We start from the raw sequence: 23,296 nt of genomic DNA, 5'->3' as shown, positions 1-23,296 counted from the left end.
GACCAGTCTTCGGGTTTGAAGTACGTGGCTGACACAAGCAGGGATTGCCGCAACCATGACAACGGTCCGGCAAACATAATCCAAATGAGGGGAGGCATGGCAGGTTCCTGTGACAACAAAGGGGGCAGCCAACACGGCTTGCCTTAATTAGGTACCTGGACTATAAAACCTCAAGTTAACTTGAGGTCAAGGGGTGGCAAGATGGCAAAAACAGCGGATTACAGTCGTGTATTGACGGTGGGGGAAGTGGCTAAACGCAGCGGTGTGCCTGTGTCGACCGTGCATTTTTATGAATCCAAGGGCTTGATCGCCAGTACCCGAAACAGTGGCAACCAGCGCCGTTTTGAATCGGTGGTCTTGCGCTACATTGCGATCATCAAAGTGGCGCAACGCACGGGGATTCCGCTAGAGGAAATTCATGAGGCTCTGAGTGGTTTGCCACCGGGGAGCAAGCCATCGAGCAAGCAATGGCGGGCCATGTCCAGTCGCTGGCAAGACAAGCTGAATGATCGTATTGAACAGTTGACGCGGCTGCGTGATGAGCTGACCCACTGTATTGGCTGTGGGTGCTTGTCGATGAGTGAATGCCCCTTGCGTAACCCAGCCGATATTCTGGGCCAGCAAGGGCCCGGCCCCCAGATTTTGGAACGAAAACTGGAGGCCGGATCAGAGGCTTAGGTCGGGTCAGGCGACTGTGCGTAGAGTGCGGTGGCCTCGGAGGTCACCAGGGCCTGATAGCGCTCGAAGTGGTTCAGGATGTCGTTAATAACCTGGCTGGACGACAAGCCCATCAGGTCATAACCCCGACTGCCATCAGCAAACACCGTGCGCACTTGCCATTCGTGGGGGCGCGTCTGCTCATTGCGGGCAGCGGCCGCCGTAAAGCTGGCGACACGGCGTGCGCTCAGTTCCACGCCATAGACAAAGTTGCGTTGGTTATCGGCCTGGATGGTCAGTTGAGCCTTGTCTTGCTCGCCTGTGTCCAGGCTGACATTCAAGTCGCGCTTGCCCAGCTCATCGGCCACGGCTTGCAAGGAAGGCAGGACGGTATCGGCCAGGAAGCGACGTGCATCACGCTGATTCGGCGTATGCAGAATGGTCGACAGGCGTCGACGCCAGGATATTTCCGAACCCGGGGCAGGCCCGGAGGCAGGACCCTGTTGACGGCGCAGGCGTGACATATCCGCTTTCATGCCCTTGAACAGCCCCAGTATCAGCAAGAACATGATGATGGCAAAGGGCAGGGCACTGACCAGCGTGACAGTCTGCAAGGCGGTCAGGCCACCGGCCAGCAAGAGCAGCGAAGCGGTGGTGCCTTCCAGTGTGCACCAGTAGATACGTTGCCAGACGGGAGCGTCTTCCACACCACCGGCAGCCAGCGTATCGATTACTAGCGAACCCGAGTCGGCCGAGGTCACAAAGAAGATAGCAACCAGAATAATCGCCAGGGTCGAGGTCACATTGGACCAGGGCAGGTATTCCAGGAACTCGAACAGCGCGACAGAGGCGTTGGCTGCCGCATCCTGTGCAAGCTGACCCCCGGCTACCGTCATGTCCAGGAAGATGGCGGTGTTGCCAAATACAGTCATCCAGAAGAAGGTAAAGACCGTGGGCACCAGCAAGACACCCAGCACAAACTCACGTACTGTGCGGCCACGCGAGATGCGGGCAATAAACATGCCGACAAAAGGCGACCACGCAATCCACCAGGCCCAGTAAAACAAGGTCCAGGCTTTCATCCAGCTTTGCCCGCGGAACGCTTGTGTACTAAATGAACGTGCAAAGAAGTTATCGAGATAACCGCCGATATTCTGTACAAAAGCATTCATCAAAAAGGCGGTTGGCCCCACGGCGAGCACAAACAGCATCAAGGCAATAGCAACCAGCAAATTCAGTTCGGACAGGCGGCGAATACCGACGTCCAATCCACTGACCACGGACAGCGTTGCCAACGCGGTCACGACCACAATCAAAATAATTTGCAGCCAGGTTTCCTGGGGCCAGCCAAATAAATGCTCCAGACCGGCATTGATTTGAAGCACGCCCAAACCCATGGAAGTGGCAATGCCAAATAACGTGCCGCAAACGGCGAAAATATCGACGCTATCGCCAATCCAGCCTTCGATGCGTTTGCCAAATAAGGGATAAAGACCCGAACGAATCGTTAAAGGCAGGTTGTAGCGAAAGCAGAAATACGCCAGCGATAAACCCACGACCGCATAGACGGCCCAGGCATGAACGCCCCAGTGAAAGAAGGTGATGATCTGCGCCTGGTGGGCGGCTTCCACTGTGCTGGCCAGACCCGAAGGCGGGGCAGAGAAGTGTTGCAGTGGCTCGGCCACGGCAAAGAACATCAAGCCAATGCCCATACCGGCGGCAAATAGCATCGCCATCCAGGTGAGATACGGGTAGTCAGGCTCTGAATCATCCGGCCCTAGTTTCAAATTGCCATAGCGGCTTAAGGCCAGATAGACGACGGCAAAGAAAAAGAGGGCAACAGCCAGGATATAGAACCAGCCGAAACTTTTGATGACCCAGTTTTGTAACTGTTCAAAAATAAGTGCGGCATCTTTAGGGAAAATGATCCCGATCAGCAAGAAGATCAGGACGATAAAGGTAGATCCCCAGAACACCCGTGGATGTAGCGTGCTTTTAAAAGGCAGCCCCATGTCATGCTCCGTTTGTAACTAAGAGCGCACAGCTTAACGAGAACGGCCGCCTGTTGAAAGGTTTGTTAGATTAGGAAATATTTGCTCAGGCTCGGAAAGGATCTATGGGCAAAATCAATTCCTGATGCCCGGCCTGACGCGTTAATTCCAATTGATGCAAGACACTGGCACTGGCTGTATGCACCGCAGAATGCAGGTCTGCGCCCAAAATCAGGTGGGCCAGCAAGGTGGAAGCAAACAGGTCACCCGTGCCTTTGGCAGCACAATCCACGCGGGGATGGCTAAGCAAGGTGTCGGCGCGTGGCTCTTTGCGGGCCATTAATAATTTGATCTGGCCATCCTGCCAGGACTCGGGGGCGGCACTGGTGGCAATGACCCATTCGGTACGGCCATTGAGCAAGGTGTGCGCGGCAGCCGAGCTGGCTTCAACGGTGTCGCAAGGCTGTTGGGTCAGCAGGGACAGTTCGTAATTATTGGGTGTCAGGCCAGTGGCCAGGGGCAGCAGGGTTTTGTGATAGGTCTGGATCAGGGCCGGATCGACATAGACCCCTACATCCAGATCACCAATGACCGGGTCCACAATAACCAGGATATCCGGGTGTTGCAGTAACAGCGTTTTCAACCAGTTTGCAATGATGACAGCCTGGTTCGCGCTGCCCAGATATCCCACCAGGACAGCCCGTACCTTGTCCAGCGCGCCCCGTAACACCAGGTCGTCCAGAAAGCCTTCCAGCCATTCGTCGGGTACGGCACCGCCATGCACCGTGGGATATTGCGGGTTGTTGCTGAGCAACACGGTAGGAACGGCAGCGACTTTAAATCCGTGTCTACGCAAGGTCGGGCCAGCAACATTGTTGCCAACCCGACCGTAGACGACTTGGGACTGAATGGAAACGACATCCACATGGTAGGGATGTCGTTCCCGGTCAACGAAGCTTACTGCTGTGTTCATGCAGCGCAATCGGCCTTATCGGTTTGTTTAAGTTGACTGAGCCAGCTAGTCAGCACGGTTGCGGCGGCGGCGTGCAGGCGTTTTTGGACCGCCATGGCTTCCAGACGCAGCATTTGCGGATCGATATCGGCTTGGCCCAGTTCGTTAGCATGGCCCACCAGCCAGCGTTCCAGTTTGCTGGTGTCAGCTTCCAGGTGAAATTGCAGGCCCAACACCTGTGTGCCAAAAGAGAAAGCCTGGTTCGGACCCACATCGGTACTGGCCAGGTGAATGGCGCCGTCCGGGATATCGAACTGATCCCCGTGCCAGTGCAGCACCGGAATGCCGCTTAGGGCGGCCAGGGGCGATTCTTTGCCCGCTTCGCTCAGTTTCAAGGGGGAAAAACCAATTTCTTTGACACCCAGAGGGTACACATTGGCTCCCAGGGCGCGCGCAATCAATTGTGCGCCCAGACAAACACCCAGCAAGGGTTTGCCAGCCAGCAAGAACTTGTTGATCAGTTCCAGCTCATCGCTTAGGAAAGGGTAAATCTTTTCGTCGTAGGCGCCGATAGGCCCGCCCAATACAACCAGCAGGTCAGCGTCCTGTTCATCTACGTGGCGTAGTGACTCGACGGAAGGGTCAATGTATTGAACTTGGTAGCCCTGTTCGAGCAGAACGGGTTCCAGTGTGCCCAAGTCTTCAAAATGGATATGACGCAGTGCGATGACTTTCTTCATAAGGGTTTCTTTCAATCCAGAGGGTAAGGATGTCAGCTCGTGGTACCGATGTCTACATTAATGGCACCGGATAGGGGGAAGGTGCAACACGCCAGCGCATGGCCCTGGGCTTTGTCCTGATCGCTCAGGCAAAAGTCCGGCTCGGAACGGTATTCGCCATCCGAGATCTGGACCCGGCACGCACCGCAAATACCCGAACGGCACTGGCTGCGGATAGGCACATCGCCCGCTTCCAGCATTTCCAGCAAGCTGCTGCCCGGTTCGGGCGACAGCGTTTGCCCCGTTGTACGTACATTGATCTGCAAAGGAGCGCTGCCTGCTTCAGGCAGGATTTCCACGCCGGACTTGGCAGGCGGGGAAAAGGCCTCGATCAACATATGCGAGATGGGGTGCGCCTGAATGGTGTATTCGCGCAGCGCCTGGGCAAAGCCGTGGCTGCCACAAATCACCACCGCCTGCGGGTCCTTCAAGAGCTCCAGGTTTTCAAAAGAGGGGCGACCCACTTTGAAATGAGCGCTATCGCGGATTTTTTCCTGCGTGACAAACACGGTCAGCGTGAACCAGCTACTGGTCAGATCCAGTTGCAGCAGTTCGTGCAGAAAGGGAATGTCGGCAATACGGGCAATACTGAGCAGCAAATGTACTTGTGGTACTGGCAAGCCGTCCTGGGCTCGCGCCGCCAGTTCTCGCAGCAAGGCAATAGGCAGGGTAATGCCAATGCCGCCTGCGATCATGGCGATACGCTCGTAACCCACAATAGAGTCCACCGAGATATCACCCGCCACATATTGCAGGGGCACATTCATGCCCTCGCGCAAGGTGGCGTGCAAGTGATCGGAGACGCTATTGCGGCCCGATCCTTTAACGGCAATTTCAATCAGGTCTGGATCGGCCATACGAGTGATCGAATACATACGCTGTTGAAGAGTGCCGCCGGTATCGGGGTAGCTCAGGGCGACATGCTTGCCCGCCTGCAGGCCCTGCAGGAAATCAAAGTGGCCACTTTGCACGCGCAAGGTGAAAACTTTGACATTCCCGGCCTCTGGGCGAACGGTCTCGCAGCGCGCCTGAATCATGGCTGTCATTGCAGCGCCTCCTGTTGCTCGGCTTCAGGCTGGGCCTTGCCGGATTTGCTGTTCAGGCCAATGCGCTCGATCAGGCTTTCTACCGAACCGGTGTACACACCAATTTCGTTGGAGTCGCCCGTGTCGTGCAAAATGTCGCGGGCATTGGGGAAGTTCACCATGGAGAACACTTTTTCCCAGGCGCCCATTTCATTGTTGGCAAACATTTCTACGGTGCGCAAAATAACGGCACGCATATGCTCGCGCTCTTTCTGGCTCAGGCCGTGAATGATGTCAGAGGCCACAAAGCTGAACACGCTGGAATGGCTCCACTCGTCCATGGCATGGGTGCGGGTGACTTCATGGCACACGGTCTGGATGCTCTTGTCCTCGGCCATGGTCTTCAGATAGTCGGTAATCAGGGTCTCGGAGGCGCAGGCAATCGCAAAGCGGGTCAGGCGACGCTCGGATTCCGAACCGCAGTGGCTCAGGATTTCATTGCGCCACTGCACCAGGTTGAAGTTGGTGAAGTCCAGGGGCTGCAGGCCACGCATGGAGTAGATGTAGTTGCAGGCCATAATCGACATGCGAGTGTGCAGGGCTTCGTCCAGCAAGGCCTGGGACATCACGTCTTGCAGCAAATTGCGGTTGGCACTGGGTGGTGGCGTCTTGATGATGTCTTCGCAGGAAGGCGTGACCACGTTGCACTCAACGTAAATGGTCTTGAGGTTGTAAATCCCCCAGGCGTAGGACAAGCATTGCGATTTCAATTCTTCAGGAGCTTCCAGCCAAGCCTGGTGCTCGCGAAATGGCAATAAGCATTCGCTGAAGTCTGCTTTGTTGGCATCGAAAGCCAGATTGTTGTAATCAGGCAATTCCTGATTAACGGCAGCCCGGTTTTTCCAGAGTACAGACAGCTTTTGCAGCATATTACGTACGGCGTCATCAGTTTCGTAGCTTTTGATTGTCATTTCAAACTTCCTTGCTGTGTTGAGTGCGATCTGTTCGAAATGAACAGATCGTTTCGTTATTCCACCCATCTTTATTTCCAAATGGAAATTCGCAGGCTTAAAAGAATGTGCTGATTTCGTAGAATAAGGACCAAAAAAACCCCGTTGCCGGGTTTCTTGAGGCTTGGGGGATCAGCGTGGTTGAACTGCCGTTAAAGCAATGGCGTTTCCTGTAGTCATGGGAAAACTGGGGATGTTTTTTTCGTTTGCAGATTGAAAAAAGTGATAATCTGCTTGAGCGTTTAGAAGTATGGGTGTTGAGTATTCGTTGGCTGCATTCTAATGATCCTATGACAATAAATGACAGACCATTTCAAGATCATTTAACAGACCACTTGATAATAAATTTATGATCTCCGTTTTAATTCTTGAGTGAATTTATCGGAATTGGCTTTCGCCCTGTGTTTTAGCGGGTTTTGATTGTTTTATGCTTTGAATATTTATTCAAATAACAATAATTAAAAGTGGTCTGGTGAATTAACTTTTAATGGACTGTTTGATAGGGCGATAAACAGAATAGGATGTTTATCTTTCGCCCTTGGAATCGTCAGGCCAAGGGCCGCGCTTTTGCTTCGTGCCTGAATAATGGCCACGACCTTGAAGCGGCCAATATCTAAACAGGAACTCCCATGAAGAGTCTTGCCGGTGGCGACACCCCCCACCTGCCTCTGGTGGGTTCGCAATTTCTACAGCAAAGCGATCGCAATCTTTGGGACATCATCGAAGCCGAGCGGCGTCGTCAACAACACACCATTGAGCTGATCGCTTCCGAGAATTACCTGAGCCGTGCTGTCCTGGATGTACAGGGTTCCCTGCTGAGCAACAAGCAGGCGCAAGGCTATCCGGGACACCGGATTTACGGCGGGTGCGAACAGGCAGATCAGACTGAAGAGCTGGCTATTGAACGGGCCAAGTCTGTCTTTGAGGCGGCCTATGCGAATGTGCAGGCTCATTCGGGTAGTCAGGCCAATCTGGCGGTGTACCTGGCCTTGCTCTCGCCAGGTGACACGATCCTGTCCTTGGATCAATGTGCGGGTGGCCATCTTAGCCACGGCTCGCACTTCAATGTGTCGGGGCGTTGGTTTCAGACCTGCTCCTATGGGGTGGATCGCCAAACGCAATGGGTAGACATGGATCAGGTGCGCGCCTTGGCCCACAAGGAGCGCCCACGGCTGATTATTGCCGGGGGCTCGTCCTACTCACGCACGCCCAATTTTGCAGAATTCCGGCAAATCGCCAACGAGGTCAACGCGTACCTGATGGTGGATTTGGCCCATAGCGCCGGGCTGGTTGCGGCGGGCCTGATGGAGTCGCCAGTCAAACATGCGCACGTCACTACGTTTTCCACACATGGGACCTTACGGGGCCCGCGTGGCGGCATTATCTTGTGCAACGAGCCCAAGCTGGCAGAGCGCTTGAATCAGGCTGTGTATCCAGGGCTGCAAGGTGGACCTTTGCTGAACATCATGGCGGCCAAAGCGGTGGCGTTGGGTGAAGCCATGAGCCCGTCTTATAAAGCCTACGCCCAGTCCGTTATTGTTAATGCTCGCAGTCTGTGCCGACGTCTGTCTGAAGGGGGGTTGACCGTGGTGTCAGGCGGGACGGATTGTCATTTTGGGGTGGTGGATTTGCGCCCCTGGGAGTTGTCCGGCCCCTTGGTGGAGCGGGTATTAACCCAGCTAGGCATCAGCCTTAGCAAACACCGGGTGCCTTACGAGCAAATAAGTGGTGCTTACTCCGGTATCCGCGTAGGAAGTGCTGCCTGTACGACTCGCGGTTTGGGCGAAGACGACTTCAAGGAAATTGGCGACATGATTTTGGCTTTGCTGGGTGGGGTGCGCAGTGGGGCGCGCAATCCACGAACCGAAAATGCCATTCTGGAAGGGGTCACCGACCTGAACCGGCGATACCCCTTGATGTACTGATTGCCCCCACTTAGCCTTTGCCCTGACGCAGGGCGTTGGCTAGACGCAACATGGCGGACTCGATCTCATACGCGGTCAGTGAGGCATAACCTAATAACCAGCCCTGTTGTTTTTCTTCACCGATGTACAGGCGACTTAAGCCTGGCAGTTGTACTCCCGCACTCAAGGCACGACGCAGGGTGTGTTCCTCGGACCAGCCCGGTTCCAGAAAGCAGGGGATTTGCAGACCGCCTTCGGGGCGGGCAGCGCGGACAATCCCTTGCAAATGCTGTTCGATCGCTTCCAGCATGATCTCCCGTCGTCCTGCATACAGCTTGCGCATGGCGCGGATATGGGAGTTGTAGTGTCCGTCTTCCATAAAACGTGCCAGCGTCAGTTGCAGGATTTGTGGCGTATGACCATCCATGATGCTGCGCGCCTGGGTGAAGGGTTTGACCAGTTCGGGTGGCAGGGCCATGTACCCCATGCGCAGCCCTGGATAAAGGGTTTTACTGAAGGTGCCCAGGTAAATCGTGCGCTGGTATTTATCCAGGCCCTGCACACAAGCGGTCGGCAATCCGTCGTAGTGAAACTCGCTGTCGTAGTCGTCTTCCAGAATCCAGCGACCATTTTCAGCGGCCCAGCGTATCAGCTCCAGGCGGCGTTCCAAGGACAGGGTCGCGCCGGTGGGGTATTGGTGGGAAGGTGTGACGTAAATGCAATTGGCTCCGCTGCGATCTTCATGCAAGAGCTCGGTACGCAGACCTTGTTCGTCCACACCAATAGGTACAACTCGGGCCTCGGCGGCTTCAAAAGCTTTGCGGGCACCAAAGTAGCCGGGGTTTTCAACCAGAATGGGTTTGCCCGCATCCACCAGCAACTGAGCACACAGGAACAGGGCTTGGCGCGTGCTGCTCAGAATCAGGATCTGGTCCGCAGACACTTTGGCTCCGCGCTCCAGATTCAGGTAGACAGCAATGGCTTTACGCAGGGACTCCGTGCCTTGCGGATCACCGTGCAGCAGGATATTGGCTCGAAAGTCTTTCATGGCCTGACGCTGCAAGCGTTCCCAGACATCCGTGGGGAAGTTGCGGGTTTCAGGCAGGCCCGTGGCAAAGGCCTTGATGGTCTGCTGGTCGGCAATGCCACCACTTTCAAACACGGCGCGACCCCGGCGGCTTAAGCCCGTACCCGGTTCCATCACGCTTCGTTTCATATCCTGAGCCTTGATGCGGCGGTAGGCGCTGCCACGCAGCTCGGTGCCTACCGATTCGGAAACATAGCTGCCCGAGCCTTCGCGCCGCACGATAAAGCCGTCGCGGTGCAGTTGGACATAGGCATTTTCAACCGTATCGCGCGCCATGCTCAGGGACTTGGCCAGGGAGCGCGTGGCAGGCAGCTTGACTCCCGGACCCAGGGCACCATCCAGAATCAGTGCCCGCAAGGCACGCTGAATGCGCTGGTGAAGATCCAGGGATTGAAGTTCGTCATCGTTAAGACGCATCTTCAAGGTGTCCAGTTCAAACGAACGCGTCATGCGGTCTGCTCCAGAGAATATTAATGGTCTGACTAGTCAGACCATTGTGCTCGTAGACTTGATTGTCATTGCCGAAATAGGGGGGGCCTGTTCCGGCGTTCAGGTTTGTACAGGATCTCAGCAAGTATGTCCCGACCCTTTAATTTCAGCGCAGGGCCCAGCGCCTTGCCAATGGATGTTCTATTGCAAGTGCGTGATGAGCTGCTTGATTTCGCTGGCACAGGTTTGTCTGTGATGGAAATCAGCCATCGTTCCCAGCCCTTCATGGATTTTGCCCATCGTACCGACGCTGCGTTGCGCCGTGTCCTGGCGGTTCCATCGGACTATCACGTCTTGCTGCTGCAAGGTGGTTCTTACTTGCAGTTTTCTCAAATTCCGATGAACTTGTTCCATCAAACAAACACAGCGGACTATATACATACGGGTTTATGGTCGGAACAAGCAGCTAATGCCGCCAGGCAATATGGAAAGGTAAGAATCATAGCCAGTTCTCATGAAACTGGATTTGATCGTATTCCCGAGATTAATGAATCTAATATTAATCTGGATGCGGCTTACTTGCATTACACAGAAAACGAAACAGCACAGGGCTTGCAATTTTCAGCACCACCTGTCTCGCCTATTCCATTGGTGTGTGATGCTTGCTCCAGTTTGATGTCAAAACCGCTTGACATTTCGGCGCATGATTTGATTTATGCATCTGCCCAAAAAAATATGGGGATTGCTGGAGTCACGCTTGTTGTCCTGAATCCCGCTATTTTAGACAAACCTTTAACAAGTACACCACAAGCCCTGGATTTTTCCATTCAAGCAAAAAAACAATCCTTATTAAATACGCCTTCCACCTTTTCCTGGTATGTGTTGGGTTTAATACTGGAATGGATTGAGCGTGTGGGTGGAGTAAATGTGTTGCATGAAATAAATAAGAAAAAATCACAACTGCTCTATGAGGTTATTGATAGAAGCAATGGTTTTTATATCAATAATGTTTTGCCTGACTATCGATCCATCAATAACGTTCCATTCCATATTTCCAAAAATAATGTAGATGCTTTATTTGCAGAAGAAGCACAAAAAAATGGTTTTCATGGTTTGAAGGGACATCAATCAACGGGGGGCTTGCGCGCCAGCATCTACAACGCCGTCACCTTGGATGCGGTACAGGCGCTGGGGGAGTTCATGCGCGAGTTCGAGCGCACGCACGGGTAGGGCGTGTGCCTGCTTTACACAGCGGCCCGGCAAGTGGCTGCAACTTGAGTTGAAATTTTTTAAGGAAAAGCGATGTACGACAACACACTCAGCCTGGCTGAATTCGACAAGGAATTGGCGCAGGCCATCCAGGGCGAAGAAAGCCGTCAGGAAGATCACGTAGAACTGATTGCCTCGGAAAACTACGCCAGCCCCTTGGTGATGCAGGTGCAAAACTCGGTGTTTACCAATAAGTACGCCGAAGGTTATCCCGACAAGCGGTATTACGCTGGTTGTGAATTTGTGGACGTGGCCGAACGCCTGGCGATTGAGCGCCTGAAAGCCGTGTTCGATTGCGACTATGCCAACGTGCAGCCTCATGCTGGAGCACAAGCCAATACTGCCGTGTTCCTGGCCTTGCTCAAACCAGGCGATACGGTCATGGGGATGAATCTGGCTCAGGGGGGACACCTGACACACGGTAACCCCATCAATATTTCCGGGCGTCTTTACAACATTGTTCCTTACGGGGTTGATATCAAAACCGGCTTGATCGATTACGACGAAATGGAGCGTATTGCCATCGAGACCAAGCCCAAAATGCTGATTGGTGGTTTTTCGGCCTATTCCCGCGTGAAAGATTGGGCACGCATGCGCCAGATCGCGGACAAAGTCGGTGCCTGGTTCTGGGTAGATATGGCCCACGTGGCGGGTCTGGTCGCGGCGGGCGAGTACCCCAGCCCCTTGCCATATGCGCATGTGGTTACCAGTACGACACATAAAACGCTGCGCGGTCCACGTGGTGGCGTGATCATGGCCAAAGGGCAAAGTGAAGATTTCTACAAACGTCTGAACTCTGCCGTTTTTCCTGGCGTGCAGGGTGGCCCCTTGATGCACTTGATTGCCGCCAAGGCGATTGCTTTCAAAGAGGCCCTGCAGCCGGAGTTCCGTAGCTATCAGCAAAACGTGGTGCGTAATGCCCGCGCCATGGCCACCGTATTGATGCAGCGTGGTCACAACATCGTGTCAGGTGGGACGGATAACCACATGATGCTGATTAATCTGTCGGCCAAGCCTTATACGGGTCAGGAAGCCAGCGATGCCTTGGCCGATGCCTACATTACCGTGAACAAGAACTCGGTGCCTAACGACCCGCGTTCGCCCATGGTGACTTCCGGGATTCGTATCGGGACGCCTGCCGTCACCACGCGTGGCTTTACCGTAGCGGATTGCGAGCAGTTGGCTCATTACTTGTGTGATGTGCTGGATGCTTACGAGGCAGGCACCCTGGACAAGATCAAGCACGATATTCGCGAAAAAATTGTGACCTTGTGTCGACGCTACCCGGTATATCAGGTGCAGACAGAGCCAGCACAGTTGTGAACTGATTAACTTCTTTATAAGGGCCCAGCTACTTTGGTGGCTGGGTTTTTTTTGTCATGAATTTAATGTCTTCTGTTTTTTACTCTTTCTCTTCCATTGCCAATATTTTCTTTTTCAGTTTTATTATTGTTGGATTTCTTTTTCTTGTCTTTAATCGTGCTTATTTTGTATTTTTCAATAAGCTCTGGGCTATTTTTCATCGAGAGGAGTTTTACGATTCCTATCTGGACTCCACACGGAAAAACACGTTGGATGTTGAGCGGTTCAAGGTGATGTTTGGAATGGGTAGGGGACAGGGAATTCGTACTGTGAGGGATACGCATCAAGCGATTAAGTGGGCAGATAGCGTTGCTATCCCTTTGAGAACTTTGGGTAGAGCAGGGGATTGGGTCAACTGGCCAGAGCAGGATGTGAAAAATCCTGGTTATTTTCAGAGGGGAGTCTTGTGCGTGTTTATTGCGCTTCTTTGCCTTTTTTTGGCTCCCGCTTCTATTTTGTCTTTTGGTTCTGAGTCTATTGTCAAATTTAAAGAAAGTGAGGTTTGGGCTTGGCAGGGTGAACAGGGGATGAGATCGCTTCTTGCTCCGGATGGTAAGCGATGGGTTTTTAATATAGCGGATTGTTCGCTGGAAGCAAGGAATTCGGAGACGCCTCTCTTTCAGAATGAGATTGACTATATTTGCAACTCTGTTCAGTCAGGAGCTTATTTCTCCAGTTTGAAATCAGGGGTGAAGTCCCAGCGTTATTTTGGAATTCCGGCCTTGATTTATCTGGTGTCTTTTTTGATCTTTTTATTCAGAGCAATGCAATCCTGCAATGCGGCACGGCGTGCGTATCTTGTTCTTCACCCGTGCCGCTGCAAGAAGTAGCAAGGTAATCAGTCTCGCACGGCCCAATCCTGATAGCCCTTGGCCCGCAGCTCACACGCCGGGCAGTGCCCGCAGCCATATCCCCAGTCATGCAGCGTTTCGCGCTCATTCTGGTAGCAGGTATGGCTGTCTTGCTGGATCAGCTCCACTAAAGCATCTGCGCCTAGCTGGTGGGCCAGTTCCCAGGTGTCTGCCTTGTCCAGCCACATCAGTGGCGTTTCCACGGTCAGCGGGCGCTCTATGCCCAGGCTCAAGGCCACTTGCAAGGCTTTGAGCGTATTGTCTCGACAATCCGGGTAGCCGGAGTAGTCGGTTTCAGACATGCCACCCACCAGCGTATCCAGGCCCCGGCGGTAGGCCAAGGCACCTGCCAGGGTAAAGAACAGCAGGTTCCGACCCGGTACAAAAGTATTGGGGAGCCCGTCTTCCTGCATGGCAATCGTCATGGATTCGGTCATGGCACTGCCGCCAATCTGAGCCAGCACGCGGGCGTCCAGCACATGATCTTCCCCCAGGCGTTCTGCCCAATGCGGGAATTGCTGGCACAGCTTGTCTCTTAAGGTCTGGCGGCACTGCAATTCCGCATGGTTGCGCTGCCCGTAGTCAAAGCCCACGGTTTCCACCAAGGCAAAGCGGTCCAGTGCCCAGGCTAGACAAGTGGCTGAATCCTGTCCGCCCGAAAATAAAACCAGTGCCCGGCGGCGGGGAGTGTGCGGCTTCATGCCTTGACCTGTGCGGTACTGAGCGCGCGGCGCTTCATGGTGCTGATCAGGGAGTTCAGCAGTACGCCATACATGGGCACAAACAGCAGCAGGCTGACGCCCAGCTTGATAACGTAGTCCACCACGGCAATTTCACCCCAGTGCTCGGCCATGAACGGGTTGCTGCTGCGCCAGAAGGCGATGCCGAAAAAGGCCAGGGTATCCAGAGCCTGTCCAAAGATGGAAGCGGCTGCGGGTGCGATCCACCATTGCTTATAGTCGCGGCGGATGCGATCAAATACCTGCACATCCAGCAACTGCCCTAGTACATAGGCAGCAAAACTGGCCAAGGCAATGCGGAAGACAAAGCTGTTGAATTCGCCTAGTGCTTGCAGACCATTGAAATGGCCTTCGTTAAACAGGACGGACACCACATACGAGGCGATCAAGGCCGGGAACATGGCGCGGGTAATGACGCGACGCGCTTCGGACTTGCCCATTAGACGGACTGTCAGGTCTGTGGCCAGAAAAACGAAGGGAAAGCTGAAGGCTCCCCAGGTACTATGAAAGCCGAACAGTTCAATGGGAAGTTGAACCAGGTAATTGCTGGCGATCACAATAAAAATGTGAAACGCAATTAAAAGTCGCAAATAGAACGACAGCCGTGAAGACGGCACGGTAGGCAGAGTCATGTCTGAACCTTTTTGGTGGATGGGGTGAGGGAACCCATTGGAAATAGACTGCAACCGATTATTGTACGGGCAGTTGCTGTTCGAGGGAATGATCGTTGCCCTCAAGTGTAGCGTGAGCGCCCGAGTCGCTTATACGTTTGGCTTGATGAGGATTATGAGGAAAAGCGAGCGGGTTGCAGCAGCGGGCCATGAGCCCGGCTCTATCACCAAGGCAGCCGAGCCGGTGTTGCCTGCTTCACCTGGACGAGTGCTTAGGCCGTTGCAGGCTGCAGGCACTCGATTAGCAAGCGCTTGTGCAAAAGATGGACTTCCTCAAAAGGCACGGGCGAGTTCTGCGGACCTAGAACCAGCAGAACCATAAGCCACATCAGGGAAGGGGAGGCCGCCAGGATGTAGTCAGACGAGCTGACGTCGGGGCGGATGAGACCACGCTGTATGCCCAGTTCAAAAAACGCCTGATTGGACATGTAGTTCTGACTCAGGAGTTGTTTGCCCCAGTAGTGCGCCAGATCGGGCACGCGGCCGCTCTCGGTCATCAAGAGTCTGAACATGGCTTGCACGTCCGGGCTGGACAGGCGTTTGTACAGTTGCTTGAGGTACTCATCCACGATACAGGACAGGGTGTCGGCATCCGATGTATCGGTCAGCTCAAAAGTATTGCCATCGGGTGGCAGCAGGGTGCTGTGGAGCATGTCCTCGAACACTTCATCCTTGCTGCTGTAGTGCGCGTAGATCCCGGACTTGGAAATGCCGGCGCTGGCGGCAATCCGTTCCAGAGAGGTTCCCAGAAAACCCCGATGGGAAAATTCTTCAAAAGCGGCTTTCAGGATTTCGCGTTTGCGCTCGGCCGAGGGCAGGTAGCGTCGCTTGCTTGTGGTTTCGTTTTTTGGAGGTTTATTTTGGTGCGAGTCTGTCATGTCACCCTGTGTGGATGGGCAAGATATGGGGCTTGCAGTATATCAGGCCACTGCTTTCGGGCTGGCGTCTGATCAGGTCTGTAGTGGCTTGAATCCCTAGCCGGGACGGCAGCTTCGTTTTGTCATATAGCTAAGAAATAATTGTTCTGTTGCCTGTTTGAAGTGCCATATGTTTCAGTGGGTTGCATGGTCTTTGTTGTTTTTAAAAGCCTTCCCTTTTCAGTGAGGGTTTATTTATTTTTATGCTTGTTTTTATTTCCCCATTTCATATCAGGCACGTTATAACAGGAAAGGTGGCTTGAGCTGACCGTTTTTTATCTGTCATGAACTTGATCTACCGCAAAGGTTTTTTATAGGTCTTTGTTAAAAGGCCTGCATGCAAAAAGTTTAGATGTAAACTGGTGTATTATTAAAAAGACTAAGCAGTCGTATCTGCTTTTTTCTTTATGTGTACTTTTTGCGGAGTGGCAATGGTAAGCAGGCAGTGCATCGATCAGACTGAGCATTTAGACGCATCCGCACGAGCCGCCTGGGCCCGTATCTGGAGCTCCATCTCCCCCGAATCGCAGTTCATGGCCTGGATGGACTGGATACGTCATCTGACCCTGAGTCCCGGCAAACAAGAACAATTACGGCAGTTGGCCCTTAGTCAGTGGGAACAGTTGTTCCGTGACTGGAGCGAGGAGCTGGCCGCCTCTGCCCAGCTTCCTGCGCAAGCCCCTGCTCAAGCAACCCCCCCCGCTCAGACAGACCGCCGGTTTGCGGATCCCGCCTGGGACCGCTGGCCCTTTAATTTGTTGCGGCAAACCTATCAGGCGCAGCAGCAATGGTGGCAAAGCGCAACCGAGGGTGTGGCAGGGGTAGAACCCCATCATCAACAGTTGATTGCCTTTGGTGCCGAGCAATGGCTGAACATGCTCAGCCCCAGCAATTTCGCACTGACCAATCCTTTGGTATGGGATAAAACCCTGGCAGAGCAAGGGGATAACTTCAGCCGTGGTCTGGAGCATTGGCAGCAGGATATGCAGGCCCAGTTCGCGGGCGAGCCTCCTGTCGGTACGGAAGATTTCACGGTAGGGAAGGATTTGGCGGCGACACCAGGCAAGGTGGTGTTGCGCAATGAGCTGGTGGAGCTGATTCAATACACCCCCACCACGAAACTAGTACACCCAGAGCCTATTTTGATCGTTCCGGCCTGGATCATGAAGTACTACATTCTGGATCTGTCTCAGCAGAATTCGCTGATCAAATACCTGGTCGACCAGGGCCATACAGTGTTTTGCCTGTCCTGGAAAAACCCCGATGCCAAGGACCATGCCTTTGGCATGGACGACTACATTCGTCTGGGCTGGAAAGCCAGTCTGGATGCCGTCAATGCCATTGTTCCAGGCCAGAAAGTGCATGCTACCGGCTACTGCCTGGGTGGCACCTTGCTGGCTATCGCGGCGGCCGCCATGGCACGCGATGGGGACGACAGGCTGGCTTCCCTGACTTTCTTCGCCGCTCAAACCGACTTCTCCGAGCCTGGCGATCTGTCCCTGTTCATTGACGAAAGCCAGGTCAGCCTGCTGGAAGCGCAGATGGCCGATGAAGGGTTTTTACGCGCCAATCAGATGGAAGCCGCATTTCAAATGTTGCGTTCTGCTGATTTATTGTGGGCGCCTATGATCAATAAATATTTATTGGGCGAACGTCGTCCCTTGAACGATTTAATGGCCTGGAATGCAGATGCCACACGTATGCCTGCCACCATGCACTCGCAATATTTGCGCCGCTTGTATTTGAATAATGATTTAAGTCAAAACCGTTATCCGGTTGAAGGCCGTATCGTTTCTCTGGCGCAAATCAATTTGCCTGTTTTTTGCGTGGGCACCGTTTCCGATCACGTCGCACCCTGGCGTTCGGTTTACAAGCTGCATTATCTGGTTCCTGCCGAGATCACCTTTGTCTTGACCACAGGTGGTCACAACGCCGGAATTGTCAGCGAACCCGGCCATCCGCGTCGCAAGTATCAGATCCATACCCGAGCCGCAGGCACTGCTCCTGTTCTGGTGGACGAGTGGCAGGCACAAGCGGCCTCGCATCCGGGCTCCTGGTGGTCCGCCTGGACCGAGTGGCTGAAAGCTCGCTCCGGTGCAGACGTGAAGCCACCGCAAATGGGGGCGGCCAAGCAAGGCTTTGCCCCGGTGGGCCCTGCGCCCGGTCAATACGTATTAGTGAAGTAAGCAGTCAGGTCATGCAAGCTCGCTAAACAGTGAGCTTGTCGCTCTGTGTTATGTCGGCGATAGGCGCAAGCCCATCGCTGACGTGCTGTTTTGTCTTGACGGCAGTTTCCCTTTTTCTCATTAGGCATTTTTTACAATGGCCCCACAGACCTACGATTTGAGTCTCAAGCACCGAAGCGCTGCGCGTCGCCCTCATTTCGCGCTGGCTGCCTTGCTGGTCACCCTGGCGGGTTGCGCCTCGATGGCGCCCGATTACGATCAGCCAGCTTCCCCTGTTCCGCAAGCCTATTCAGACCTGTCGGCTGGCTCGGCCACTGCGGTACGAGCTCGCGACTTGGGCTGGCGCGAGTACTTTAAAGATCCGGTTCTGGGCAAGCTCATTGAGACCGCACTGGAAAATAACCGCGATATGCGCGTGGCGGTCCTGCGGGTGGATGAGGCTCGCGCCATGCTGAATTTGCAGCGTAGCGAACGCTTCCCGGAATTTACTGTAGGTGGTCAGACCGCTCGTTCGCGCGTGCCGGGGGATATGAATCCTAGCGGCCAGGCCGTAACGGGAGGCGATTACCGCGCTCAAGTCGGGTTGACCAGTTGGGAACTGGATTTGTGGGGGCGGGTCCGTAGTCTGGAAGATGCCGCCTTGCAAGGCTGGCTGGCGACCGAAGCGGGCCGACAAGCCGTTCATGTGGCTCTGGTCTCGCAAGTGGCCAATAACTATATTGTGGTGCGCGAGCTGGACGAGCGTGTGCAGATCGCTCGTAAAAGTGTAGAGACTCGTCAGGAGTCCTACCGTATTTTCTCCCGCCGCTACGAGGTAGGAGCAACGTCCAAACTGGATGTGACCCAGGTGCAAACCTTGCTGACCCAGGCCCAGTCCATGCTGGCCCAGTTGGAGCAGCAACGTGCTGTGCAACTGCATGCTCTGCAGCAGCTATTGGGTGCAGACCCTGGAGTTTCCCCAACTGGCGCGCCATTGAATGAAAACGTCATGCTGGCTGAACTGGCCCCCGGCCTGCCTTCAGACCTGATGATGTGGCGTCCCGACATTATTGCAGCTGAACACAAGCTGCGTGCGGCCAATGCCAATATTGGTGCCGCGCGAGCCGCTTTCTTCCCGCGCATCGCCTTGACAGGCAATTTTGGTACGGCCAGTGCCGAGCTGGATGGCTTGTTTGATTCAGGCAGCAAGGCCTGGATGTTCGCCCCCACCATTTCCCTGCCTATTTTTGACGGCGGCCGTCGCAGCGCCAATCTGGACGTCTCTTATGTACGTCGTGACATGCGTGTTGCCGAGTACGAGAAAGCGATTCAAACCGCCTTCCGTGAAGTGTCAGACGCCTTGTCGACCCGTCATTGGTTAAGTCAGCAACTGGAAGTCCAGTTAGTGGCCCGAAGCGCCCAGACCGAGCGCGCTCGTTTGGCACAAATGCGTTACGACAACGGCTCGGCCGCTTATCTGGAAGTGCTGGATGCGCAGCGCGATTTGCTGGATGTGGAGCAGCAAGTCGTGCAAACGCGCCGTGCGCTTCTGGCCAGCCAGATTGCCATGTATAGCGCCTTGGGCGGTGGTCTGGACCCCGCCGAGCCCCTGACCAACACCCATAACTCCTCTACTTCGGATCCATCCTCGAGCCAGCTATGAGCAAACAATCTTCCTCTTTGAAAAAAAATCTTGTTCCTGTCCTGATCGTTGCTGGGGTTCTTGGCCTGGGTTGGTGGGCATGGCAGAAAATGTCCAACACTGGCCCGGGAGAAGGCTTTGTGAGCGGCAATGGCCGTATCGAAGCCACCGAGATTGATATCTCCACCAAGTTTGCCGGCCGTATCCAGAGCATTGCCGCTCATGAAGGCGACTTCGTGAAGGAAGGCGAGGTTCTGGCCATCATGCAGCAAGACAGCCTGGAAGCGGCTCGGGATGAAGCGGTAGCCGGTTTGCGTCAGGCAGAAAACAATGTGGCTGCCTCTGAGGCTCAAGTGGCCTTGCGTGAAAGTGATGCCATCGCCGCCAAAGCTTTGATTGGTCAGCGTGAGTCGGAGCTGGATGCGGCCCAACGTCGTCTGGCCCGTTCCACCACCTTGTCCAAAGAAGGCGCCGCCTCGGCTCAGGAACTGGATGATGACCGCGCCCGTGTGCGTGGTGCTCAGGCTGCCGTTGCTGCTACCAAGGCCCAGGCCACCGCAGCAGAAGCCGCTATTAACGCTGCTAAAGCTCAGTTGATTGGCGCACGTTCTGCCGTGGAAGCCGCCACGGCCGCTGTCGCCCGTATCGAAGCCGACTTGCGCGACAGCAAGCTGGTCAGCCCCCGCGATGGCCGTGTGCAATTCCGCGTTGCTCAACCCGGTGAAGTGCTGGGTGCCGGTGGTCGTGTGCTGAACGTGCTGGACCTGTCCGATGTGTACATGACCTTCTTCCTGCCTAGCGAAGTGGCGGGCAAGGTCGCTCTGGGGACCGAAGTTCGTCTGGTGCTGGATGCCATCCCTAATATTCCGGTCCCCGCTACGGTGTCCTTCGTGGCCAGCTCGGCCCAGTTCACGCCCAAGAGCGTAGAAACTGCCTCGGAGCGCCAAAAGCTGATGTTCCGCGTCAAGGCCCAGATTGCCCCTGAATTGCTGAAAAAGCACCTGGAGCAAGTCAAGACCGGCTTGCCCGGTGTGGCCTGGGTGAAGCTGGACCCCAATGCCAGTTGGCCTGAGTCGCTGACTTCTACCTTGACGGAGTAAACCATGCCCAAGCAGCAAGCGGCGGCCGTTGCTCGCGTTGTTGAGCTTAGTCAGCGTTATGGCGACACGCTCGCACTGGATCGTTTAAGCCTGGATGTTCCTGCCGCTTGCATGGTCGGACTGATTGGTCCTGACGGCGTGGGTAAATCCAGCTTGCTGTCCCTGCTGGCGGGTGCTCGCGTCATTCAGGAAGGGCGCATTGAAGTGCTGGGTGGCGATATGGCGGAAAAAAGCCATCGCGACCAGATTTGCCCGCGCATTGCCTACATGCCTCAAGGTCTGGGCAAGAACCTGTATCCCACCTTGTCGGTGGAAGAGAACTTGCAGTTCTTTGGCCGCCTGTTTGGGCATGATGCCGCCGAGCGTCGCCGTCGCATTGATGACTTGACGCGTAGCACGGGCCTGTATCCCTTTTTGACCCGTCCGGCTGGCAAGTTGTCCGGTGGTATGAAACAAAAGCTGGGTCTGTGCTGCGCACTGATTCACGACCCGGATTTTCTGCTGCTGGACGAACCCACCACCGGTGTTGACCCCTTGGCTCGCAAGCAGTTCTGGGACTTGATCGAGCGTATTCGCATCGAACGACCCAGCATGAGCGTAATTGTGGCCACCGCCTATATGGACGAAGCCCAGCGCTTTGACTGGCTGGTGGCGATGGATGATGGCCAGATTCTGGCTACCGGCACGCCCAAGGAATTGCTGGAGCGTACCGAAAGTAAAAGTCTGGAGCAGGCCTTTATCCGCTTGCTGCCTGACGACAAACGCCAAGGCCATAAAGCAGTAGAAATTCCGCCTCTGGAGGTGGATGCCGACGATATCGCAATTGAAGCCGAAGGGCTGACGATTCGTTTTGGTGACTTTACGGCTGTCGACAGCGTGTCCTTCCGCATCCGACGCGGGGAGATTTTCGGCTTCCTGGGCTCGAATGGTTGTGGCAAGTCCACCACCATGAAGATGCTGACCGGGCTGTTGCCCGCGTCTGAAGGTCAGGCCTGGCTGTTCGGTCACGAGGTGAATCCTAAAGACATTGATACCCGCCGTCGCGTGGGTTATATGTCGCAGGCTTTCTCCCTGTATAGCGAACTGACCGTACGACAAAACCTGGTGCTGCACGCTCAGCTTTTCCACGTTCCTGCCGAGGAGGTTGAGGCTCGTGTCGCCGAGATGGTGGAGCGCTTTGATCTGGGGCAGATTCTGGATCGCCTGCCTGACGCCATTCCTTTGGGGATGCGTCAGCGTTTGTCTTTGGCAGTCGCGATGGTGCATAAACCCGAGCTGCTGATCCTGGATGAACCCACCTCCGGCGTGGACCCGGTAGCACGTGATAATTTCTGGCGCTTGCTGATTGAGTTATCCCGCCGCGACAAGGTCACGATCTTTATCTCGACCCACTTCATGAACGAGGCCGAGCGTTGCGACCGCATGTCCATGATGCATGCTGGTAAAGTGCTGGATAGCGACACACCGGCCAATCTGGTTAAAAAACGCGGTGCTGCTGATCTGGAAGAGGCTTTTATCGGCTACCTGCTGGAAGCGAGTGGTCCTGAGCCAGAAGTGGAAGCCGCGACAGAACAGGCCGTGGTTTCTGATGAACAGGAACATGGCGGCAAACCAGACCGTTTCAGCTTGCAGCGTCTACTAAGCTACACCTGGCGCGAGGCGCTGGAGCTACGTCGGGACCCGGTACGAGCGACCCTGGCCCTGGCCGGTTCCCTGATTTTGCTGTTTGTGATGGGTTTTGGTATCACACTGGACGTAGAGGATTTGCGCTACGCCGTGCTGGACCGCGATCAAACTAGCATCAGCCAGAACTATGCTTTGAACCTGTCCGGTTCCCGTTATTTTCTGGAGCAGCCGCCGCTGACAGATTACGAGGACCTGGACAACAGAATGCGGCGCGGCAAGATTGCGCTGGCGATTGAAATCCCGCCCGGCTTTGGCCGTGATGTTCTGCGCGGCAGCAAACCAGAAATTGCCGCCTGGGTCGATGGCTCCATGCCAACCCGCGCCGAGACCATTCAAGGCTACGTCAAAGCCATGCACCAGCAATGGCTGATTACGCAGGCCAAGGAGCGCCTGGGGGCAGGGGCCTTGGTAGTGCCCGCCAGTATTCAGGACCGTTACCGTTACAACCCGGACGTCAAGAGCTTGCCCGCCATGGTGCCCGCGGTGATTCCGGTGCTCTTGCTGATGCTGCCTGCCATGTTGACGGCGCTGTCCGTGGTACGCGAAAAAGAGTTGGGTTCCATCATCAATCTGTACGTCACGCCGGTGACGCGAGTGGAGTTTCTGCTGGGCAAGCAGATTCCCTATATCGGCTTGGCGATGATCAACTTTTTGTGCATGTGTCTATTGGCGATCACGGTCTTTGATGTACCGATCAAGGGCAGTTTCCTGACCCTGAGTGTGGCGACCTTGATGTTCTGCGTGATCTCAACCGGCATGGGTCTGGTGGCGTCCACCGTGACGCAAAGCCAGATCGCGGCCATGTTCTTTGCCATGATTGGCACCATGCTGCCCGCCACGCAACTGTCCGGTTTGTTGAATCCGGTGTCTTCCATGGAAGGGATCAGCCGCTGGGCGGGCGAAGTTTACCCGGCCACCCATATGTTCAACATCAGTCGCGGGGTATTTAACAAGGCGCTGACTTTCTCGGATCTGCATGGTGCTTTGTTCGCTTTGCTTTTGGCGATTCCGGTGGTGTTGGGTGCGGCAGTCATGCTGCTGAAAAAGCAGGAGAAGTGA

General features: G+C 54.8%; 18 protein-coding genes. 9 read left to right on the top strand and 9 right to left on the bottom strand.

Annotated features, from left to right (window positions below):
- Nucleotides 1–201 precede the first annotated feature (201 nt).
- Entirely contained in the window at nt 202–678 is a 477-nt protein-coding gene (gene soxR, locus OSH09_RS17395; RefSeq protein ID WP_266121701.1) for a redox-sensitive transcriptional activator SoxR, read from the top strand.
- Here the strand turns inward: soxR and OSH09_RS17390 are convergent.
- From OSH09_RS17390 to OSH09_RS17370, 5 genes are all read right to left on the bottom strand, one after another.
- Nucleotides 675–2,669: a BCCT family transporter gene (locus OSH09_RS17390; RefSeq protein WP_266121700.1), complete on the bottom strand. Its 1,995-nt coding sequence runs from the start codon at nt 2,667–2,669 to the stop codon at nt 675–677. The two genes, soxR and OSH09_RS17390, sit on opposite strands and share 4 nt — an antisense overlap.
- Before the next feature lie 85 nt (nt 2,670–2,754).
- Entirely contained in the window at nt 2,755–3,621 is an 867-nt protein-coding gene (gene pdxK, locus OSH09_RS17385; RefSeq protein ID WP_266121699.1) for a pyridoxine/pyridoxal/pyridoxamine kinase, read from the bottom strand.
- Nucleotides 3,618–4,340: a glutamine amidotransferase gene (locus tag OSH09_RS17380; RefSeq protein ID WP_266121698.1), complete on the bottom strand. Its 723-nt coding sequence runs from the start codon at nt 4,338–4,340 to the stop codon at nt 3,618–3,620. Before OSH09_RS17380 ends, pdxK begins: the two co-directional genes overlap by 4 nt.
- 32 nt (nt 4,341–4,372) lie before the next feature.
- Nucleotides 4,373–5,425 carry a 2Fe-2S iron-sulfur cluster-binding protein gene (locus OSH09_RS17375; protein ID WP_266121697.1) on the bottom strand — a complete coding sequence of 351 codons (1,053 nt, stop codon included), beginning with the start codon at nt 5,423–5,425 and terminating at the stop codon, nt 4,373–4,375.
- On the bottom strand, nt 5,422–6,375 hold the full coding sequence (locus OSH09_RS17370) for a diiron oxygenase (RefSeq protein ID WP_207875549.1): 954 nt from the start codon (nt 6,373–6,375) through the stop codon (nt 5,422–5,424). The genes OSH09_RS17375 and OSH09_RS17370 overlap by 4 nt, the downstream gene beginning before the upstream one ends.
- Nucleotides 6,376–7,043: 668 nt before the next feature.
- On the opposite strand from OSH09_RS17370, the gene OSH09_RS17365 reads away from it, so the two are divergent.
- Nucleotides 7,044–8,339, top strand: a complete 1,296-nt coding sequence (locus OSH09_RS17365) for a serine hydroxymethyltransferase (RefSeq protein ID WP_266121696.1) — start codon at nt 7,044–7,046, stop codon at nt 8,337–8,339.
- Between the two features lie 10 nt (nt 8,340–8,349).
- On the opposite strand, the gene pdxR is transcribed toward OSH09_RS17365, so the two are convergent.
- Complete coding sequence (pdxR, locus tag OSH09_RS17360) at nt 8,350–9,855, bottom strand: MocR-like pyridoxine biosynthesis transcription factor PdxR (protein WP_207875547.1); 1,506 nt, start codon at nt 9,853–9,855, stop codon at nt 8,350–8,352.
- Nucleotides 9,856–9,981: 126 nt separating this feature from the next.
- Between pdxR and serC the strand changes: the two genes are divergently transcribed.
- From serC to OSH09_RS17345, 3 genes are all read left to right on the top strand, one after another.
- Nucleotides 9,982–11,064: a 3-phosphoserine/phosphohydroxythreonine transaminase gene (gene serC / locus OSH09_RS17355; protein WP_266121695.1), complete on the top strand. Its 1,083-nt coding sequence runs from the start codon at nt 9,982–9,984 to the stop codon at nt 11,062–11,064.
- A 72-nt stretch (nt 11,065–11,136) separates the two neighbouring features.
- On the top strand, nt 11,137–12,426 hold the full coding sequence (gene glyA, locus OSH09_RS17350) for a serine hydroxymethyltransferase (RefSeq protein ID WP_207875545.1): 1,290 nt from the start codon (nt 11,137–11,139) through the stop codon (nt 12,424–12,426).
- Nucleotides 12,427–12,482: 56 nt separating this feature from the next.
- On the top strand, nt 12,483–13,295 hold the full coding sequence (locus tag OSH09_RS17345; protein WP_266121694.1) for a DUF6216 family protein: 813 nt from the start codon (nt 12,483–12,485) through the stop codon (nt 13,293–13,295).
- An 8-nt stretch (nt 13,296–13,303) separates the two neighbouring features.
- Here OSH09_RS17345 and queC read toward each other — a convergent pair whose 3' ends face one another.
- The 3 genes from queC to OSH09_RS17330 all read right to left on the bottom strand — a co-directional run bounded on the left by queC (nt 13,304) and on the right by OSH09_RS17330 (nt 15,605).
- Entirely contained in the window at nt 13,304–14,017 is a 714-nt protein-coding gene (queC, locus tag OSH09_RS17340; RefSeq protein WP_266121693.1) for a 7-cyano-7-deazaguanine synthase QueC, read from the bottom strand.
- Complete coding sequence (locus tag OSH09_RS17335) at nt 14,014–14,688, bottom strand: 7-cyano-7-deazaguanine/7-aminomethyl-7-deazaguanine transporter (protein WP_266121692.1); 675 nt, start codon at nt 14,686–14,688, stop codon at nt 14,014–14,016. Before OSH09_RS17335 ends, queC begins: the two co-directional genes overlap by 4 nt.
- Nucleotides 14,689–14,939: 251 nt before the next feature.
- Entirely contained in the window at nt 14,940–15,605 is a 666-nt protein-coding gene (locus OSH09_RS17330) for a TetR/AcrR family transcriptional regulator (protein ID WP_266121691.1), read from the bottom strand.
- Nucleotides 15,606–16,075: 470 nt separating this feature from the next.
- Here OSH09_RS17330 and OSH09_RS17325 point away from each other — a divergent pair, with 470 nt between their 5' ends.
- From OSH09_RS17325 to rbbA, 4 genes are all read left to right on the top strand, one after another.
- A complete protein-coding gene (locus OSH09_RS17325) occupies nt 16,076–17,830 on the top strand; it encodes a PHA/PHB synthase family protein (RefSeq protein WP_266121690.1) in 1,755 nt (584 codons plus the stop codon).
- A 136-nt stretch (nt 17,831–17,966) separates the two neighbouring features.
- Nucleotides 17,967–19,472 (top strand): efflux transporter outer membrane subunit, encoded by a 1,506-nt coding sequence (locus OSH09_RS17320; protein WP_207875538.1) that lies wholly within the window; start codon nt 17,967–17,969, stop codon nt 19,470–19,472.
- Nucleotides 19,469–20,551, top strand: a complete 1,083-nt coding sequence (locus OSH09_RS17315) for an HlyD family secretion protein (protein WP_266121689.1) — start codon at nt 19,469–19,471, stop codon at nt 20,549–20,551. Before OSH09_RS17320 ends, OSH09_RS17315 begins: the two co-directional genes overlap by 4 nt.
- 3 nt (nt 20,552–20,554) lie before the next feature.
- Nucleotides 20,555–23,296 carry a ribosome-associated ATPase/putative transporter RbbA gene (gene rbbA / locus OSH09_RS17310; RefSeq protein WP_266121688.1) on the top strand — a complete coding sequence of 914 codons (2,742 nt, stop codon included), beginning with the start codon at nt 20,555–20,557 and terminating at the stop codon, nt 23,294–23,296.

Origin of the sequence: Alcaligenes parafaecalis, assembly GCF_026344135.1 — a bacterium.
Classification (GTDB): Bacteria; Pseudomonadota; Gammaproteobacteria; order Burkholderiales; family Burkholderiaceae_B; genus Alcaligenes; species Alcaligenes parafaecalis.
This window is presented reverse-complemented; position numbering and strand designations above follow the sequence as displayed.

Bases quoted from the DNA above. Each gene is read 5' to 3' on its own strand.
- OSH09_RS17370 (WP_207875549.1), bottom strand. From the start codon at position 6,375: ATGACAATCAAAAGCTACGAAACTGATGACGCCGTACGTAATATGCTG.
- serC (WP_266121695.1), top strand. From the start codon at position 9,982: ATGTCCCGACCCTTTAATTTCAGCGCAGGGCCCAGCGCCTTGCCAATG.
- OSH09_RS17315 (WP_266121689.1), top strand. From the start codon at position 19,469: ATGAGCAAACAATCTTCCTCTTTGAAAAAAAATCTTGTTCCTGTCCTG.
- OSH09_RS17330 (WP_266121691.1), bottom strand. From the start codon at position 15,605: ATGACAGACTCGCACCAAAATAAACCTCCAAAAAACGAAACCACAAGC.
- pdxK (WP_266121699.1), bottom strand. From the start codon at position 3,621: ATGAACACAGCAGTAAGCTTCGTTGACCGGGAACGACATCCCTACCAT.
- pdxR (WP_207875547.1), bottom strand. From the start codon at position 9,855: ATGACGCGTTCGTTTGAACTGGACACCTTGAAGATGCGTCTTAACGAT.
- OSH09_RS17390 (WP_266121700.1), bottom strand. From the start codon at position 2,669: ATGGGGCTGCCTTTTAAAAGCACGCTACATCCACGGGTGTTCTGGGGA.
- OSH09_RS17335 (WP_266121692.1), bottom strand. From the start codon at position 14,688: ATGACTCTGCCTACCGTGCCGTCTTCACGGCTGTCGTTCTATTTGCGA.
- OSH09_RS17380 (WP_266121698.1), bottom strand. From the start codon at position 4,340: ATGAAGAAAGTCATCGCACTGCGTCATATCCATTTTGAAGACTTGGGC.
- queC (WP_266121693.1), bottom strand. From the start codon at position 14,017: ATGAAGCCGCACACTCCCCGCCGCCGGGCACTGGTTTTATTTTCGGGC.
- OSH09_RS17325 (WP_266121690.1), top strand. From the start codon at position 16,076: ATGGTAAGCAGGCAGTGCATCGATCAGACTGAGCATTTAGACGCATCC.
- rbbA (WP_266121688.1), top strand. From the start codon at position 20,555: ATGCCCAAGCAGCAAGCGGCGGCCGTTGCTCGCGTTGTTGAGCTTAGT.
- OSH09_RS17375 (WP_266121697.1), bottom strand. From the start codon at position 5,425: ATGACAGCCATGATTCAGGCGCGCTGCGAGACCGTTCGCCCAGAGGCC.
- glyA (WP_207875545.1), top strand. From the start codon at position 11,137: ATGTACGACAACACACTCAGCCTGGCTGAATTCGACAAGGAATTGGCG.
- soxR (WP_266121701.1), top strand. From the start codon at position 202: ATGGCAAAAACAGCGGATTACAGTCGTGTATTGACGGTGGGGGAAGTG.
- OSH09_RS17365 (WP_266121696.1), top strand. From the start codon at position 7,044: ATGAAGAGTCTTGCCGGTGGCGACACCCCCCACCTGCCTCTGGTGGGT.
- OSH09_RS17320 (WP_207875538.1), top strand. From the start codon at position 17,967: ATGGCCCCACAGACCTACGATTTGAGTCTCAAGCACCGAAGCGCTGCG.
- OSH09_RS17345 (WP_266121694.1), top strand. From the start codon at position 12,483: ATGAATTTAATGTCTTCTGTTTTTTACTCTTTCTCTTCCATTGCCAAT.